Here is a 14,417-nt window from a genome sequence, read left to right as displayed (position 1 = left end):
GAACATTCAATTTCCCCCAACCTTGGGGGTGCATCTTGAGCAGCGAGTACGTAGAGCGACGACTGGCAGCTATTCTGGCGGCGGATGTCGCAGGCTCTTGCCGCTTAATAGGGATAGACGAAGAAGGCACGCTGGCGCGACTGAAAGCGCTTAGAAGGACGCTTTTCGATCCCAAAATCGCGCAGCATCACGGTCGTGTCGTCAAGAATACCGGGGACGGCGCTATCGCCGAGTTCGCCAGCGTGGTCGACGCGGTCCGATGTGCCGACGAAATTCAACGCGGCATGGTCGAACAAAATATCGACGTGCCGCAGGACAAGCGGATCGAGCTCCGCATCGGCATTCACGTCGGTGATATCATTATCGAAGAGAACGATATCTTTGGTGACGGGGTCAATATTGCAGTGCGTCTCGAAGGGATTGCAGAGCCGGGCGGTATCAGCATCTCGGACGACGCGCGTCGGCAAATTCGGGGCAAGGTAGATGTAACGTTTGAGGATTTGGGTTCGCAATCCTTGAAGAATATCGCCGAACCGATGCGGGTCTGGCGCGTCCCATACGGTCGCGCCGTGCCAGCCGTGCCGAACCGCCTGCGTGTTGATGAGGCCGCCCTTACGCTCCCCGATAAGCCCTCTGTCGCTGTGCTGCCATTCGCCAACATGAGCGGTGATCCAGAACAGGAATATTTTGCCGACGGCATAGCGGAGGACATCATCACGGCGCTGTCTCATTTCAAGGCGCTGTTCGTCATCGCCCGCAACTCGAGCTTCACCTACAAGGGGCGCGCCGTCGACGTGAAGCAGGTGGGACGCGAGCTTGGGGTGCGCTACGTGCTGGAAGGCAGCGTTCGCAAAGCGGCCAACCGGGTACGCATCACGGGACAGCTCGTCGATACCGCCACCGGGGCGCATCTTTGGGCAGACCGGTTTGATGGCGGGATCGGCGACATCTTCGGTCTGCAGGACCAGGTCACCGAGAGCGTTGTCGGGGCGATCGCGCCGGTGGTGGAAAAAGCCGAGATCGAGCGTGCCAAGCGCAAGCCGACCGAGAGTCTCGACGCCTATGCCCTCTATTTACGCGGTTTGGCCAGGCTTTATCAGTTTGCCAGCCGGCAAGCGAACGACGAGGCATTGCGCCTGTTCAACAGCGCGATCGAGCTCGACCCGGATTTTGCCTCCGCCTACGGTCGCGCCGCCTCTTGCTACGTCTTTGCCAAGATCAATGGCTGGATTACAGTCACAGGGAACGAGATTGCCGAAGTAAAAAGGCTGGCCCAGCGGGCGATTGAGTTGGGCAAGGATGACGCGGCTGCGCTCGCCGACAGTGGGTGGGCGTTAGTGAATGTTGTTCGCGATGTCGAGGTAGGCGCCGCCTTGATCGATCGCGCGCTGATGCTCAATTCCAATTTGGCCATGGCATGGCTTTGCGGCGGCTGGGCGAAAAACTGGCTCGGCGAGCCGGAAGCGGCGATCGAGCGCTTCGCGCGTGCGATGCGCCTGAGCCCACTTGATCCGCGGGTGAGCGGAATGCGGGCCGGGACCGCGATTGCCCATTTCTTACTGGGCCGCTATGACGAAGCGGCATCGTGGGCGGCAATGGCATTGCAGGACGATCCGGACCATCAATCTGGATTACGCATCGCTGCCGCAAGCAATGCGATGGCCGGACGGCCGGAGCAAGCACACAAGGCAATGGCTCGGCTGCGGCAACTCAATCCCACGCTGCGTATTTCCAATCTCAAAGACGTGCTCCCCCCTATTCGGCTTGCCGAAGACCTCTCGCGATACGAGGAAGGATTGCGGCGAGCCGGGCTGCCCGAATGACCATCGCAGAAAGATGCTCGCCCGTTGGGACGATGATCGAATAAGCGGGACTTCCTTTGTTGGCCGCTTTACGACATGCGAATGAGCTCCGAAATGGTTCGCTTATAGCGCCAGCTCGGAAGTGATCGCCAGACCGCCAAAGCGGACAGCTTTGACCCTAACCGGTCATCGAGCGATCGGCGTTTGCGTATCGGCAGTATGAAACATCGGCGGGTCGAAATTACTCCAGCTTGATGTTGGCCGCGCGGATCACCTTCGCCCACCTTTGCGTGTCGTCAGCGACGAATTTTCCGAAGTCAGATGGCGAGAAAACAAGAGGCGTAAGGCCCAGATCGGCGTATCGCGCCTTGATACCGGGGCTTGCTAGTCCGGCATTGATATGATCGTTGAGCTTGTGAATGATCTCGGACGGTGTGCCCTTCGGCGCACCCATCCCCGCCCACACGGTCACCTCATATCCGGGGACCGTTTCGGCAATGGTCGGCACGTCCGGCAGCGCCGGCGACCGCGTTGCGGTGGTCACCGCAAGGGCTCGCAGTTTACCAGCCCGGATGAACTCAAGTGATGGGCTCCCGCTGACGAACATTAGCTCGAACTGCCCACTAATCGCGTCGGTAAGGGCAGGTCCTTCGCCGCGATAGGGCACGTGAATTAAGTTGACGCCAGTCATGATCTTGAACAGCTCGCCGGCCAGATGGCCCGGCGTCCCGACGCCGCCCGACGCCATGTTGATCTTGCCGGGATTGGCCTTGGCGTAGGCGATGAAGTCCGGAACGGTTCTGGTGGGATGAGCAGGATGCATCACCATGACTTGGGGCCCATGCACGATCCCGGCAACCGGTGCAATGTCCCGGATGAAGTTGAAGTTAAGCCTGTCGTAGAGCGTTGCGTTGATTGCGTTCGGCGTTAAGGCCAGCAGGAGCGTATAGCCGTCGGCCGGTGCACGGACGACTGCCTCCGTGCCAATATTGCCGCCGGCACCCGGCCGGTTGTCGACGACGAATTGCTGGCCGAGCCGCTCCGATAACCACTGACCCATTAGACGAGCGTGAAAGTCCCCGGAGCCGCCAGCGGGAAAGCCGACGATGATGCGCACCGGCCGCGTCGGATAGGCTTGCGCTCGCGCGATCGTCGAGAGCGCCAGTAGCGCGGCAGTGGCCGCAGCCAAATGCAGAAACTGCCTTCGGTGGGGAAGTTTCATTGCAGTCCCTCCGCGGCGGTAATCCGATGCGAACGGGCGCGAATAGCCTATTCCTATTCCTGAGATCGTGGAAGGGCGATGTCGCCTTTGGCCCAACTCGGACTTCCCGAATTTGCCGCACGCTTATTGCCGCCGTGCCACGGGCACAGCAAATGCCGTTTGGGGCAACAAGGCCCTCCCGCGATTACCGCTCACAGATGCGCAACAAAGTGCTAAGCTGCTTTCCGCCCCTCCGGCGTGGTTAGTCTGGTCGTTTCGAGGGTGCCGTGACCGAGCAGCGGGTTCAAAGGCGATTAGCGGCGATCTTGGCTGCCGACGTGGTCGGCTACTCCGCGTTGATGCAACGCGCTGAGGAAGCCACTTACGCCGAGTTCGAGCGGCTGAAGCGCGAAGTAATTGAGCCTGGCCTCTCCCGCCACGACGGGCGGCTGATCAAGACCACGGGTGACGGCGCGTTGGCCGAGTTCGCGAGTCCGTCGGCTGCGGTGCGATGCGCGGTGGAGATACAGGAAAGCATCGCGTCAGGCCGAAGCTCCCTTAAGCTGCGCATCGGGGTCAATCTCGGAGAGGTCATCGTCGGGGCTGACGACGATCTATTTGGCGACGGGATCAACATCGCGGTCCGGCTGGAAGGGGTCGCCGATCCGGGCGGCATCCTGATTTCCGAGAAGGTGTACACTGAGGTCGAGGGTAAGCTGGACGTTGGCCTCGAGGACCGGGGCGAACAGCAGCTCAAGAACATCTCTAAGCTGATCCGTGCTTACGCGGTACGCGCAGGAGGGTATAGCGCGCGGATCGATAGGCTGAGTGCGGCCCCACCACTCCCGGACAAGCCCTCCGTCGCCGTGCTGCCGTTCGAGAACATGAGCGGCGATCCTGAGCAGGAGTATTTCGCGGATGGCATGGTTGACGAAATAATCACAGCGCTCTCGCGGTTCAAATGGCTGTTCGTGATCGCCCGCAATTCGAGCTTCACCTTCAAAGGCAAGGCCGTCGATATCAAGGAAGTCGGGCGCAGGCTCGGTGTGCGCTACGTCCTTGAGGGCTCTGTGCGCAAGGCGTCAGGGAAAGTTCGCATCACAGGGCAGTTGATTGATGCGGTGACGGGCGCGCACATTTGGGCGGACAGGTTCGAGCGTGACATGACGGACGTTTTCGCTCTCCAGGACGAAGTGACTGTCGCTGTTGTCTCAGCCATTCAGCCCAAGCTGCTTCAAACAGAGATTGGTATGGCGACGCGGCGCCGACCAGAGAACCTCACCGCCTATGATTTGTTTCTTCGAGCCATGCAGCAGTATTATTTGACGACCAGCGAAGGGGTGGCCGAGGCGACAAGGCTGGCTCATCGCGCTTTGGAGCTAGACCCTCGGTTTGGCGTCGTTGCGGCTCTGGCAGCTATGTGTCACATGAACAACGTCGTTTGGGGCTATGCTGTCGATCCTCAATTCGAGCGCAAGGAAGCAGTTCGGCTTGTTCGCTTGGCCTTGAGCCTCGACGATGGTGATCCAGACACGTTGGCATGGGCTGGCATAATCTCGGCGTACATGGTTGGCGATAGTGAAAGTAGTGTCGAATTGGCGGACCGGGCGGTCGCGCTCAACCCAAATTCATTTCGTGCATGGACCTGCAGAGGCCAAGTCCATAGAGTTGCGGGGCTGCCGGAGGAAGCGGTCAGGAGCTTTGAACGTGCCATGCGCATGAGCCCGGTAGACCCGCAGTCACACCTGCCGTTTGTTGGAATGGGAAATGCCTTCATTGAGCTTCGTCGCTTTGACGAGGCCGTCGTCGCAGCGAAGAAAGCCCAGCGCCACAACCCCTCCTATTCGGCGGCTTACCGCTGTCTCGCGTCCGCTTTCGCCCACCTCGGACGTGATGCGGAGGCCCGTGAGGCGGCGGCGCGCGTGCTTGAGCTTGATCCCGCGTTTACAATATCCGCGTTCATCGCCCGTGGTGGGCAATCCAACGCGAAGCTGCAGATCGAGGGTCTTCGGAAAGCGGGGTTGCCCGAGTAGCTCTCCAATGCCCACGAGGTGATCGAATGGCGGCACTCTGCTGCGGCGCATGAGTCCGGTTATGGCACTTCTGCGACATCGGGCTATGTCCGCTATTCCGCCGCTGTTGAGGGTTGAGCGGACATCAGTTAGTCGCTTAATGAGTACACGCCCGAACTGGCCGTCTATGGTGTGCTTATGTTGCGCCTCGTTTCGATCGCTATCATCCTATCGCTGCTGCCCGTCGTCGCGGCGGCTGCGCCACCTCATAAACGGCCGGCGCCACGCTGGCACGGCTACGGCTTCCTGCCGGGCTATCAACAGCCGCCGAACAACAGCCTTCCAGCTTACACCCGGAAAAATTCGATTTCGCGCATGGCGCGTTCCAACCTGCGCCCCTGGTATATCGATCCTGTCCCGCGTTATTACGGGTACGATGGCGACTGGCACTATTTCGGTCGGCCCGGCTTTTACGGCGGTCGCTACAATGGCGGCAGCTTCGGTCCTTGCTGGACGCGCACGCCGATCGGGCCGATCTGGAATTGCGGCTAATCAGCTAGCTGCGACCAACCGGCGCGACAGGCAAATCACTTCTGATTTTCCGAAATCATGTCAAGCCCGGGAATCAAAAATATTCCGCTTCTCGCCGCACCCAAATCAGCCGTACAACTTCGCCCGTTCCGGCCCGCCAAGAGGGACGTATCGCGAACGTCACGGACGTTGGGCATGGAATGCGGTGGACGCAGCAGCGTCAGGCGCGCGCGTGATTGCAGGGCGGGCTTTGCCTCGTGAGCGATTGAACGGCGCGCAGACGACCGGCGCTTAAACGCCTCGGCCAAAACTTCTTCCGGCAGCATACGGGCTGGTCGAAGCGCTTCGGCCCGAGGAAGCTGCGGACGGCAAAACCGCGTGGTCCTGGCACCCGTTGCTGGTGTCAAGCCGATGGAGATTGTCGGGCCCAACCGGGCCTTCGATCAATCGCCAATCCATCGGCGACGGAGGCCAGAGGAATTCGGCTCCGGGGAGATCGCGGCATAAGCGTTAAAACCACTGCGCAGGGAAGGCCGGGTGTTCCGGCGCACCTGCGGTCCACCGTGTGCATTCTTGCGCACGACTGCGGGTGTCATGGGCACCCGGCTTTCCCTGCGCCCTCTATCTTAAGAGGGCATCGCAGATCGTATAACTTCGGGCGCTGCGCGCCGCGAGATCGCCATGCTTTGTCCTGCGTCAGCTACATCTGTCGAAAACAACGATGCGTATCCAAGCACCGGCATCACCTGCCCCACCCTCGCGCCGCAGCGGCTCCGGTTCATTCGTGCGATCGGACGAATGTTCAGAACGTTGGATCGCTTCTAAACAACAGCCCTTCCAACCCACAGAAAGGCCGCTGTTTTCCACATATTTTTCATGAGCTTAGCCCGCCACATATGAGGCGGCGCGCGAGCCGCAATTATACCCCATCTGCTCCGAAATTGCGGCTCATTGCGACCCAAGTCTCTGACCAGATTGGGCGCATCAAGCGTCGAGTAGCGTAGCGTTGCCGGGGATGTAGATGTCGAAGTGTTCCGTGAAATTCGTCCCGGCTCTCTTTGCCGGTGTTGTGGCGGGAGCGAGCCTCGCCACCATGACGGATCTCCGGGCCCAGGTGTCGGAAGCGCAGGCCGCTCCAGTGGCGCAGGCCGCCGCAGCCGACAGTTGCCTGTCCACGCCGAAGGGTGCGACGCCGTCGGGCAGCCATTGGTACTATCGCATCGACCGCGTCACCAAACGTCAATGCTGGTATCTCCGCGAGGAGAACGACAAGGCCGACGACAAATTTGCACGCGCCGCGCCGCCCGCATCAGCCCCGGCGGCATCGCCGCCAGCCGCTGAACCGGCACCGGTGCAAGCGAGCTCGCGCAAATCGTTCGACGACGCGCGTGCCGAATGGGTTGCCCAGCAAAACCGTGCAGCGGCAAGTTCGCTAGTCAAAGCCGAGCCGCGAACGACTGGCGCAACTTCCGCGCCCGCCGCCCAGAACGGACCAAGCGCTGCCATGCCGAACGTGCTCGCACCGGCGCCCTTGGCGAACATGCGCTGGAACGGCGCTCCCGACGCAAGTTCCTCGACCACCCCGACCGATCAACAATTCGCTGCCGCCAACGCGCCCGCAGACCAGCCAGCGCAGGTGGAGGAAGTGCAGCAGCCCGCAGCAGAACAGGTTGCACCTGTCACGCCAGAATCGGCAAAGCCGACCGCCTCGCTGCAGAAGTTGCTACTGGTGATGGCGGCAGCGCTGGCGCTCGCCGGCCTCACGGTAAGCGCGATTGTCAGGATCGGGCGCATGCGGGCGCGCCGCGCCATACGCCGCAAGCGGCGCGCGATGTGGGATGCCGCGCGCACCAAGCGTCCCGCGCCGCCGGTGTTCCACGATGAAGACGCCCGCCTGCGGCGCACCGGCGCTGTGCAGCATACCCGCGTGCCGAAGGAGCGGCCCCGCGTGCCGCAAGAGCGCGCCCGCGTACCCCAGGAACGGGTACGCGTACCGCAAGAACGAGCGCGCGTACCCCAGGAGCGAGTGCGGGCACCGCAGGAGCGAGTGGTGCGGGCACCGCAGGAACGAGCACGCGTCCCTCAGGAGCGAGAGCGTGATCAGCAGGTTACGGAAATGCTGGCCCGGCTCGCCCGCAGCGCGCAGACGTAAGAGAAGCCTACGCGGCAGTCATTTTTCCAACTGGCGCCGCAAGCCGAGAACGAAATCTGAAAGGCCTACTTGCCGCTCTCGCTTCAACTGTTCCGCGCGCAAGATTGATTTTACGGCTTCGAAGGCTATGCCGATATTGTCGTTGACCACAATGTAATCGTAGGCATCGAAATGGCTCATCTCGTCGCCGGCCTTTCGCATACGGCCGCGGATGACCTCTTCGGAATCTTGCGCGCGCGTGTGCAGGCGTTGTTCCAATGCCGATACCGACGGCGGAAGAATGAAAACACTGACCACATCTTTCGGCGACCGGTCGCGCAGTTGTTGAGTGCCCTGCCAGTCGATATCAAACAGCACGTCCTGCCCGGAGGATAATGCCGCTTCGACCGGCGCGCGCGGCGTGCCGTAGCGGTTGTCAAATACGGTTGCCCACTCCAGCAGTTCGCCGTTGGCGACCATCGTCTCAAATCGTGCATGATCGACAAAGAAGTAATCCTTGCCGTTGACCTCACCGGGCCGCTTCGGCCTCGTGGTCGCCGATACTGACATTTGCAGCGCAGGTGTCTCGGCGATCAACATGCGCGACAGCGTGGTCTTGCCTGCGCCCGAGGGCGAGGAGAGCACGAACATCAGCCCGCGCCGTTCAACTCCGTCGAAACCACCAGCCGTCATCGGTCACTCCAGATTCTGGACCTGCTCGCGGAATTGCTCGACCACGTTTTTCATCTCGAGCCCGGTCTGGGTCAATTCCAGATCGTTCGATTTGGAGCAGCAGGTGTTGACCTCGCGGTTGAATTCCTGGGCGAGGAAATCGAGCCGCCGCCCGACCGGTCCGCCCTTGCCGATCATCTCGCGGGCCTGCGCGACGTGCGAGGCGATGCGGTCGAGCTCTTCGCGAATGTCGGCCTTGGTCGCAATCAGGATCGCTTCCTGATTGAGCCGGTCAGGATCGAAGCGTTCGGAAGTCTCCAGCAGCGCCGCTACCTGCTCGGCCAGGCGGGCCCTGATCGCCTCCGGCTTGCGGCCAGGCGCGGCCTCGGCCTTTTTCGCCAACCTTTCGATTTCATCCATGCGCTGGATCAGGATTTGCCCGAGCGTCACGCCCTCGCGGCGGCGCATCTCGACGAGATGGCCGAGTGCCTGCTCGAAGGCGGCTGCCGCCGCATCCTTTGCCGCCTTGTCCTCCGCCTCATCGCTTTCGGGTTCGACCACCTCGATGACGCCCTTAATGCCGAGCAGTCCGTCGATGCTGGGCGCCACCGCGTCGATTTTGCCGGCGAGCACGCCCGCGACCTTCACGATCGAGGCGAGCACGTCTTCATTGATGCGCACGGTCGAGACTGCGTTGGCGCGCTTGACGTTGAGATTGGCGTACACCGTGCCCCGCGACAGCACCTCGCCGGCGCGTTTCTTGGCAAAGGCCTCGAGTTCGTCCCAACCGGGCGGCAGGCGCAGGCGCAGGTCAAAGCCCTTGGCGTTGACGGACTTCAGTTCCCATTCGAACGTGTAGGGGCCGCTGGCGCCGTGGCTCCGGGCAAAACCGGTCATGCTCGATAGCGCCATCGCGTAACACTCTCCAAAAGACAGGGATTTCGAGACTCGAAATGAACGGCGGGACCATAAGCCTATTTCACCCAAAGTGGAATTGCGTTCCGGCTGCGGCGTGGAACGCCTTCGCGACCCGCCGGCGTCAGCGCTGAACCACCGGCGGCGTCGTGGTCGATTGCGCGGCGCCCTGGCGGGCCGGCGGGGTTGCAGGTGCCGGAGGACGGGCGGGCGGCTTTTTAGCCGGCGCTGCCGGCCGCGGCGTCGTCGCGGTTGGATTGGTATCGGCCGGTGCTCCGGCCGCCGTCGGCGGCGGCGCGTCCTCCGATGGTTCGACGGTGTCGTTCTGAATCTGCTTTTCCAGCGACCGCAGCTTGGCAACGTTCTTCTGGTGCTGGTCGTAGGTCTCGGTAAAGGCGTGCCCACCCGTTCCATCAGCCACGAAGAACAGGTCGCGCGTGCGTGCCGGGTTGGCGGCCGCTTCGAGCGAGGCGCGGCCCGGATTGGCGATCGGCCCGGGCGGCAAACCGTCGATCACATAGGTGTTGTAGGGCGACGGCTGCGTAATTTCGGAGCGCTTGATCGGCCGGCCCAGCGTTCCCTTACCGCCGACCAGGCCATAGATGATCGTCGGATCCGACTGCAGCTTGATCCTTTGCCGCAGGCGATTGGCGAATACCGCCGCCACGCGGCTGCGCTCGTCGGCCCGGCCGGTTTCCTTCTCGATGATCGAGGCCAGCGTGATGAGCTGATCCAGCGACCTGACCGGAACGTCCGGGTTGCGGCGCTCCCAGATTTCCGTGAGCACCCGCTTCTGGGTCTGCTGCATGCGCTGGATCACCTGCTCGCGCGTGGTGCCGCGCGGAAACTTGTAGGTTTCGGGCAGCAACGTGCCTTCGCGGGGTATTTCCCGAACCGAGCCGGCGAAGATGTCGTTGTCGAGGAGTCGCGTCACGATTTGTTCGGAGGTCAGACCTTCCGGAATCGTGACGGCATGCTGCACCACCTTGCCTTCGACGATGGTGGCGATGACGTCGCGCAGGCTGGCGCTCTTCTGGAAGGAATATTCGCCGGGCTTGAGGTCGGAGCTCGCCTTCAGCGCAAACACGCCGCCGATGAATACCCAGGGATTGACGTTGATCACGCCTTCGCGCAGCAGCGCGTCGGCGATGTCGCGCTTTCCGGCACGCGAGGGAATGTTGACGATCTTGTCTTCCTTCAGCGGACCGGGCGTTTCCAGGATTTGTCTGCCGTAATAGTACACCGCCCCCACCCCGATCATCAGAATGATCAGGATGGTGAAGATGGCATTGCCGACCACCACGAATGGATTGCGGGCGCGATCCGACCGCTTCGGCGGCGGCGGCACCTGCTCGGGCTCCAACGCAGCGCGCGGGCTTCGTGGTGAAATGGGCGGCCTCTCACTCATCGATGCAACCTGAATCCTGTCGGTTCAATCGCGACTCGGCAATCCGTTGCCCAGCCGATAGCATACGCCCGCATGTAGAAGTCATCGCCGAATACGGCAAAACGGTGGAGTCGTTCCAAACACTTGCTAGTCGGCCACGCGCCGAATGATCACGGAGGCGTTGGTCCCCCCGAAACCGAAGGAATTCGACAGCGCGACGTTAATCTCGCGCTTGCGCGCGGTCTGCGGCACCAGATCGATCGCCGTTTGCACCGACGGATTTTCCAAATTGATGGTGGGTGGAGCAATGTTATCGCGAATCGCAAGGATACTGAAAATGGCCTCGATTGCACCGGCAGCGCCGAGCAGGTGCCCGGTCGACGACTTGGTCGATGACATCGACACCTTGGAGGCGGCGTTGCCGAGCAGCCGCTCCACCGCGCCGAGTTCGATCTCGTCGCCGATCTGCGTCGAAGTTCCGTGGGCGTTGATATAGTCGATATCCGATACCGTGATGCCGGCGCGTTTGATCGCCGCGCTCATGCTGCGGAAACCGCCATCGCCATCCGGCGACGGCGAGGTGATGTGATAGGCGTCGCCCGACAGGCCATAGCCGATCACTTCGCAATAGATTCGCGCACCGCGCTTTTTCGCGTGCTCATATTCCTCGAGCACCACGACGCCGGCGCCTTCGCCCATCACGAATCCGTCGCGGTCCTTGTCGTAGGGCCGCGAGGCCCTTTGCGGCGCGTCGTTGAAGCCGGTCGAGAGCGCGCGCGCCGCGCAGAATCCGGCCATCCCCAGCCGGCAGATCGGCGATTCCGTGCCGCCCGCGACCATCACGTCGGCGTCGCCGAGCGCAATGAGGCGGGCACCATCGCCGATCGCATGCGCGCCGGTCGAACAGGCCGTGACCACGGAATGGTTGGGGCCCTTGAGGCCATGCTCGATCGATACATAACCGGAAGCGAGATTGATCAGCCGCCCCGGAATGAAGAACGGCGAAACCCTGCGCGGCCCGCGTTCCTTTAACAGCAGCGACGTCTCGGCGATGCCGGACAGGCCGCCGATCCCCGAACCGATCAGGGTGCCGCTGGCGCATTTGTCTTCTTCGGTCGCCGGATGCCAGTTGGCGTCGTCGAGCGCCTGGCGTGCCGCAGCCATCGCAAAGATGATGAAGTCGTCGACCTTGCGTTGTTCCTTCGGCTCCATCCACTGGTCGGGATTGAAAGTACCATCTGAGCCGTCGCCACGCGGAATCACGCAGGCGATCTGGCTGGCGAGATCGGCGACTTCGAACGTGTCGATCTTCTTGGCGCCGCTCTGACCGTTGATGATACGCGCCCACGTTGTGTCAACGCCGCAGCCGAGCGGCGTAACCATGCCCAGCCCCGTGACGACAACCCGCCTCATGTCAAAACTCCAGCCCGAAACCAATGGCCCAAAACAAGAAACCGGGGGACCGTTTGATGACGGCCCGTCCGGCTCTGTCTCTACCCGCCCGGGACGTCAGCTCTTAGCGTTCTTCTCGAGAAACTTCGTCGCGTCGCCGACGGTCAAAATCGTCTCAGCGGCGTCATCGGGGATTTCACAGCCGAACTCTTCTTCAAATGCCATCACAAGCTCGACGGTGTCGAGGCTGTCGGCGCCGAGGTCGTCGATAAAACTTGCGTTGTCGACAACCTTATCGGGTTCAACACCGAGGTGTTCGACCACAATCTTCTTAACCCGCTCGCCAATCTCACTCATCTTTAACCTCGTGCTTGTTCTATTGGACCCGACCCCAAGACGCTACAGAGACGCTACGAGCTATCGTGGTCGTTAAACTTCCTTCGCTATCGCGCATAGTCTTGATTCGGCCCGGTGGTAGCCGACAAAGCCCCGGCGAACGGCAGGCGTCGCCACGCCAATATACAGGGTTTCAAAATCCTGCAATGGCCTTGTTTGCCCATCCGTCGGGTGTTCGGTTACCATACTTCCCAAGCCTTGACTACAAGCCTCACCCGCCCCGGACAACGGCCTTTGGCCGCATAGATCGGGGCAATAACTCGCTCAAATCATGGCCATTCCGCCGTTGACGTGAATCGTCTGGCCGGTGACGTAGGCCGCCTCGTTGGAGGCGAGATAGACGGCTGCCGCCGCGATGTCCTCCGGTGTCCCCAGCCGCGCCGCAGGAACCTTCGTCAGGATGGTCTCGCGCTGCTTGTCGTTGAGCGCGTCGGTCATCGGCGTCTTGATAAATCCCGGCGCGATGCAATTGGCGGTCACGTTGCGCTTGGCGTATTCCGCACCCAGCGTCTTGATCAGACCGATGATTCCGGCCTTTGACGCGGTGTAGTTGGCCTGGCCGGGGTTGCCCGTCACGCCGACGATCGAGGTGATCGCTATGATCCGGCCGAAGCGCTTGCGCATCATCAGTTTGGTTGCGGCGCGGGCAAGACGGAAGGTCGCAGTCAGGTTGACGTTGATGACGTCGTCCCAATCCTCGTCACGCAACTGGACAAACAGATTGTCGCGCGTGATGCCCGCATTGGCGATCAGGATATCGACCTGCCCCATCGCGGCCTCCGCCGCCGGCACCAGCGCCTCGACCGCCGCGCTGTCGGAAAGGTTGCACGGCAGCACATGGACGCGTTCGCCAAGCTTGCCGGCAAACGAATCCAGCACCTCGCGACGCGTGCCGGAGATCGCCACCGTCGCGCCTTGACCATGCAACGCCTGCGCGATCGCACCGCCGATGCCGCCGGTCGCGCCGGTCACCAGCGCCGTCCTGCCAGTTAAATCGAACATCAATGTCTCCTTCCGGGAGCTTTTAGGCCGACGCCGCCAATGCGTCCTTCGCGGCGGCAATATCGTTGGGTCCCCCGATCGCCACGCCGACCGCGCCGTCGGCGATCCGCTTGACCAGCCCGCTCAGCACCCTGCCGGCACCGATTTCGAAGAACCGCGTAACGCCATGCGCTGCCATATAGGCCACCGACTCGCGCCAGCGCACGGTGCCAGTGACCTGCTCGATCAGGTGGCGGCGAATCTCGTCGGGATCGGTGATCGGCGCGGCCAGCACGTTCGCCACCAGCGGCGAGGCCGGCGTCTTGATCGTTACACCTGCAAGCGCCTCCGCCATCGCATCGGCGGCGGGCTGCATCAGCTTGCAATGGAATGGCGCGGAGACCGGCAGCAGCATTGCACGCTTGGCGCCTTTGGCTTTGGCGATTTCCACGGCGCGGTCGACAGCCGCCTTGTCGCCGGACACCACCACCTGGCCGCCGCCATTGTCGTTAGCGGCCTGACAGACCTGCCCCTGGGCAGCTTCGTTGGCGACGGCCATCGCCGCCTCATAGTCGAGCCCAAGCAGTGCCGCCATCGCGCCGGCGCCGACCGGCACGGCCTTTTGCATTGCAAGACCACGGGTGCGCAGCAGGCGGGCGGTATCGCTGATGCTAAGGCTGCCGGCAGCGGCCAGCGCGGAATATTCGCCAAGCGAATGGCCGGCGACAAAAGCCGCATCCCGTCCGACGGAAAAGCCCGCGTCGGCCTCCAGCACGCGCAGCGTGGCAATCGAAACCGCCATCAGGGCCGGCTGGGCATTTTCAGTGAGCTGGAGGGTTTCGGCCGGGCCATCCCAGATGATCGCGGTCAGCTTTTCGCCGAGCGCCGAATCAACCTCGTCGAACACAGCCCGCGCGGCCGGAAAGGCCTCCGCCAGGGCCTTGCCCATGCCGACCGCCTGGGAACCCTGCCCCGGAAATGTAAATGCAGCCGTCAT

12 protein-coding genes are annotated in these 14,417 nt (G+C 62.2%); 4 read left to right on the top strand and 8 right to left on the bottom strand.

All coding sequences use genetic code 11. The features are described 5' to 3' along the window. The first annotated feature begins 35 nt into the window (after positions 1 to 35). A complete protein-coding gene (locus tag V1290_RS34370) occupies positions 36 to 1,823 on the top strand; it encodes an adenylate/guanylate cyclase domain-containing protein (protein ID WP_334368468.1) in 1,788 nt (595 codons plus the stop codon). Positions 1,824 to 2,043: 220 nt separating this feature from the next. Here the strand turns inward: V1290_RS34370 and V1290_RS34365 are convergent, their stop codons facing one another. Beyond that, positions 2,044 to 3,024 carry a Bug family tripartite tricarboxylate transporter substrate binding protein gene (locus tag V1290_RS34365; protein WP_442895033.1) on the bottom strand — a complete coding sequence of 327 codons (981 nt, stop codon included), beginning with the start codon at positions 3,022 to 3,024 and terminating at the stop codon, positions 2,044 to 2,046. A gap of 266 nt (positions 3,025 to 3,290) precedes the next feature. Between V1290_RS34365 and V1290_RS34360 the strand changes: the two genes are divergently transcribed. The 3 genes from V1290_RS34360 to V1290_RS34350 all read left to right on the top strand — a co-directional run bounded on the left by V1290_RS34360 (position 3,291) and on the right by V1290_RS34350 (position 7,698). Next, positions 3,291 to 5,036 carry an adenylate/guanylate cyclase domain-containing protein gene (locus tag V1290_RS34360; RefSeq protein ID WP_334368466.1) on the top strand — a complete coding sequence of 582 codons (1,746 nt, stop codon included), beginning with the start codon at positions 3,291 to 3,293 and terminating at the stop codon, positions 5,034 to 5,036. A 177-nt stretch (positions 5,037 to 5,213) separates the two neighbouring features. Beyond that, positions 5,214 to 5,567, top strand: a complete 354-nt coding sequence (locus tag V1290_RS34355; protein ID WP_334368465.1) for a hypothetical protein — start codon at positions 5,214 to 5,216, stop codon at positions 5,565 to 5,567. Between the two features lie 1,000 nt (positions 5,568 to 6,567). Beyond that, the gene (locus V1290_RS34350) at positions 6,568 to 7,698 is read left to right on the top strand and encodes a hypothetical protein (RefSeq protein ID WP_334368464.1); all 1,131 of its coding nucleotides are present in this window, start codon (positions 6,568 to 6,570) and stop codon (positions 7,696 to 7,698) included. Positions 7,699 to 7,716: 18 nt separating this feature from the next. Here the strand turns inward: V1290_RS34350 and gmk are convergent, their stop codons facing one another. The 7 genes from gmk to fabD all read right to left on the bottom strand — a co-directional run bounded on the left by gmk (position 7,717) and on the right by fabD (position 14,417). Then, entirely contained in the window at positions 7,717 to 8,370 is a 654-nt protein-coding gene (gene gmk, locus V1290_RS34345; RefSeq protein ID WP_334368462.1) for a guanylate kinase, read from the bottom strand. A gap of 3 nt (positions 8,371 to 8,373) precedes the next feature. Beyond that, positions 8,374 to 9,261 (bottom strand): YicC/YloC family endoribonuclease, encoded by an 888-nt coding sequence (locus tag V1290_RS34340; RefSeq protein WP_213250032.1) that lies wholly within the window; start codon positions 9,259 to 9,261, stop codon positions 8,374 to 8,376. A gap of 127 nt (positions 9,262 to 9,388) precedes the next feature. Further along, positions 9,389 to 10,672, bottom strand: a complete 1,284-nt coding sequence (gene mltG / locus V1290_RS34335; RefSeq protein WP_334368461.1) for an endolytic transglycosylase MltG — start codon at positions 10,670 to 10,672, stop codon at positions 9,389 to 9,391. Positions 10,673 to 10,798: 126 nt separating this feature from the next. Further along, the gene (fabF, locus tag V1290_RS34330) at positions 10,799 to 12,064 is read right to left on the bottom strand and encodes a beta-ketoacyl-ACP synthase II (protein ID WP_334368460.1); all 1,266 of its coding nucleotides are present in this window, start codon (positions 12,062 to 12,064) and stop codon (positions 10,799 to 10,801) included. 96 nt (positions 12,065 to 12,160) lie between these two features. Continuing rightward, positions 12,161 to 12,400, bottom strand: coding sequence for an acyl carrier protein (locus V1290_RS34325; RefSeq protein ID WP_008969609.1), 240 nt, complete (start codon positions 12,398 to 12,400; stop codon positions 12,161 to 12,163). 303 nt (positions 12,401 to 12,703) lie between these two features. Further along, positions 12,704 to 13,441 carry a 3-oxoacyl-[acyl-carrier-protein] reductase gene (gene fabG / locus V1290_RS34320; RefSeq protein ID WP_334368458.1) on the bottom strand — a complete coding sequence of 246 codons (738 nt, stop codon included), beginning with the start codon at positions 13,439 to 13,441 and terminating at the stop codon, positions 12,704 to 12,706. A gap of 22 nt (positions 13,442 to 13,463) precedes the next feature. Further along, positions 13,464 to 14,417 carry an ACP S-malonyltransferase gene (fabD, locus tag V1290_RS34315; RefSeq protein WP_334368457.1) on the bottom strand — a complete coding sequence of 318 codons (954 nt, stop codon included), beginning with the start codon at positions 14,415 to 14,417 and terminating at the stop codon, positions 13,464 to 13,466.

Origin of the sequence: Bradyrhizobium sp. AZCC 1578, from assembly GCF_036924675.1 — a bacterium.
Classification (GTDB): Bacteria; Pseudomonadota; Alphaproteobacteria; order Rhizobiales; family Xanthobacteraceae; genus Bradyrhizobium.
The sequence above is the reverse complement of the archived record's forward strand: the minus strand, read 5'-3'. Positions and strand labels throughout refer to the sequence as shown.

What these genes read in the sequence shown, in the direction of transcription:
- V1290_RS34365 (WP_442895033.1), bottom strand. Translation starts at nt 3,024, where the DNA reads ATGAAACTTCCCCACCGAAGGCAGTTTCTGCATTTGGCTGCGGCCACT.
- V1290_RS34355 (WP_334368465.1), top strand. Translation starts at nt 5,214, where the DNA reads ATGTTGCGCCTCGTTTCGATCGCTATCATCCTATCGCTGCTGCCCGTC.
- V1290_RS34350 (WP_334368464.1), top strand. Translation starts at nt 6,568, where the DNA reads ATGTCGAAGTGTTCCGTGAAATTCGTCCCGGCTCTCTTTGCCGGTGTT.
- gmk (WP_334368462.1), bottom strand. Translation starts at nt 8,370, where the DNA reads ATGACGGCTGGTGGTTTCGACGGAGTTGAACGGCGCGGGCTGATGTTC.
- V1290_RS34340 (WP_213250032.1), bottom strand. Translation starts at nt 9,261, where the DNA reads ATGGCGCTATCGAGCATGACCGGTTTTGCCCGGAGCCACGGCGCCAGC.
- mltG (WP_334368461.1), bottom strand. Translation starts at nt 10,672, where the DNA reads ATGAGTGAGAGGCCGCCCATTTCACCACGAAGCCCGCGCGCTGCGTTG.
- fabF (WP_334368460.1), bottom strand. Translation starts at nt 12,064, where the DNA reads ATGAGGCGGGTTGTCGTCACGGGGCTGGGCATGGTTACGCCGCTCGGC.
- V1290_RS34325 (WP_008969609.1), bottom strand. Translation starts at nt 12,400, where the DNA reads ATGAGTGAGATTGGCGAGCGGGTTAAGAAGATTGTGGTCGAACACCTC.
- fabG (WP_334368458.1), bottom strand. Translation starts at nt 13,441, where the DNA reads ATGTTCGATTTAACTGGCAGGACGGCGCTGGTGACCGGCGCGACCGGC.
- fabD (WP_334368457.1), bottom strand. Translation starts at nt 14,417, where the DNA reads ATGACGGCTGCATTTACATTTCCGGGGCAGGGTTCCCAGGCGGTCGGC.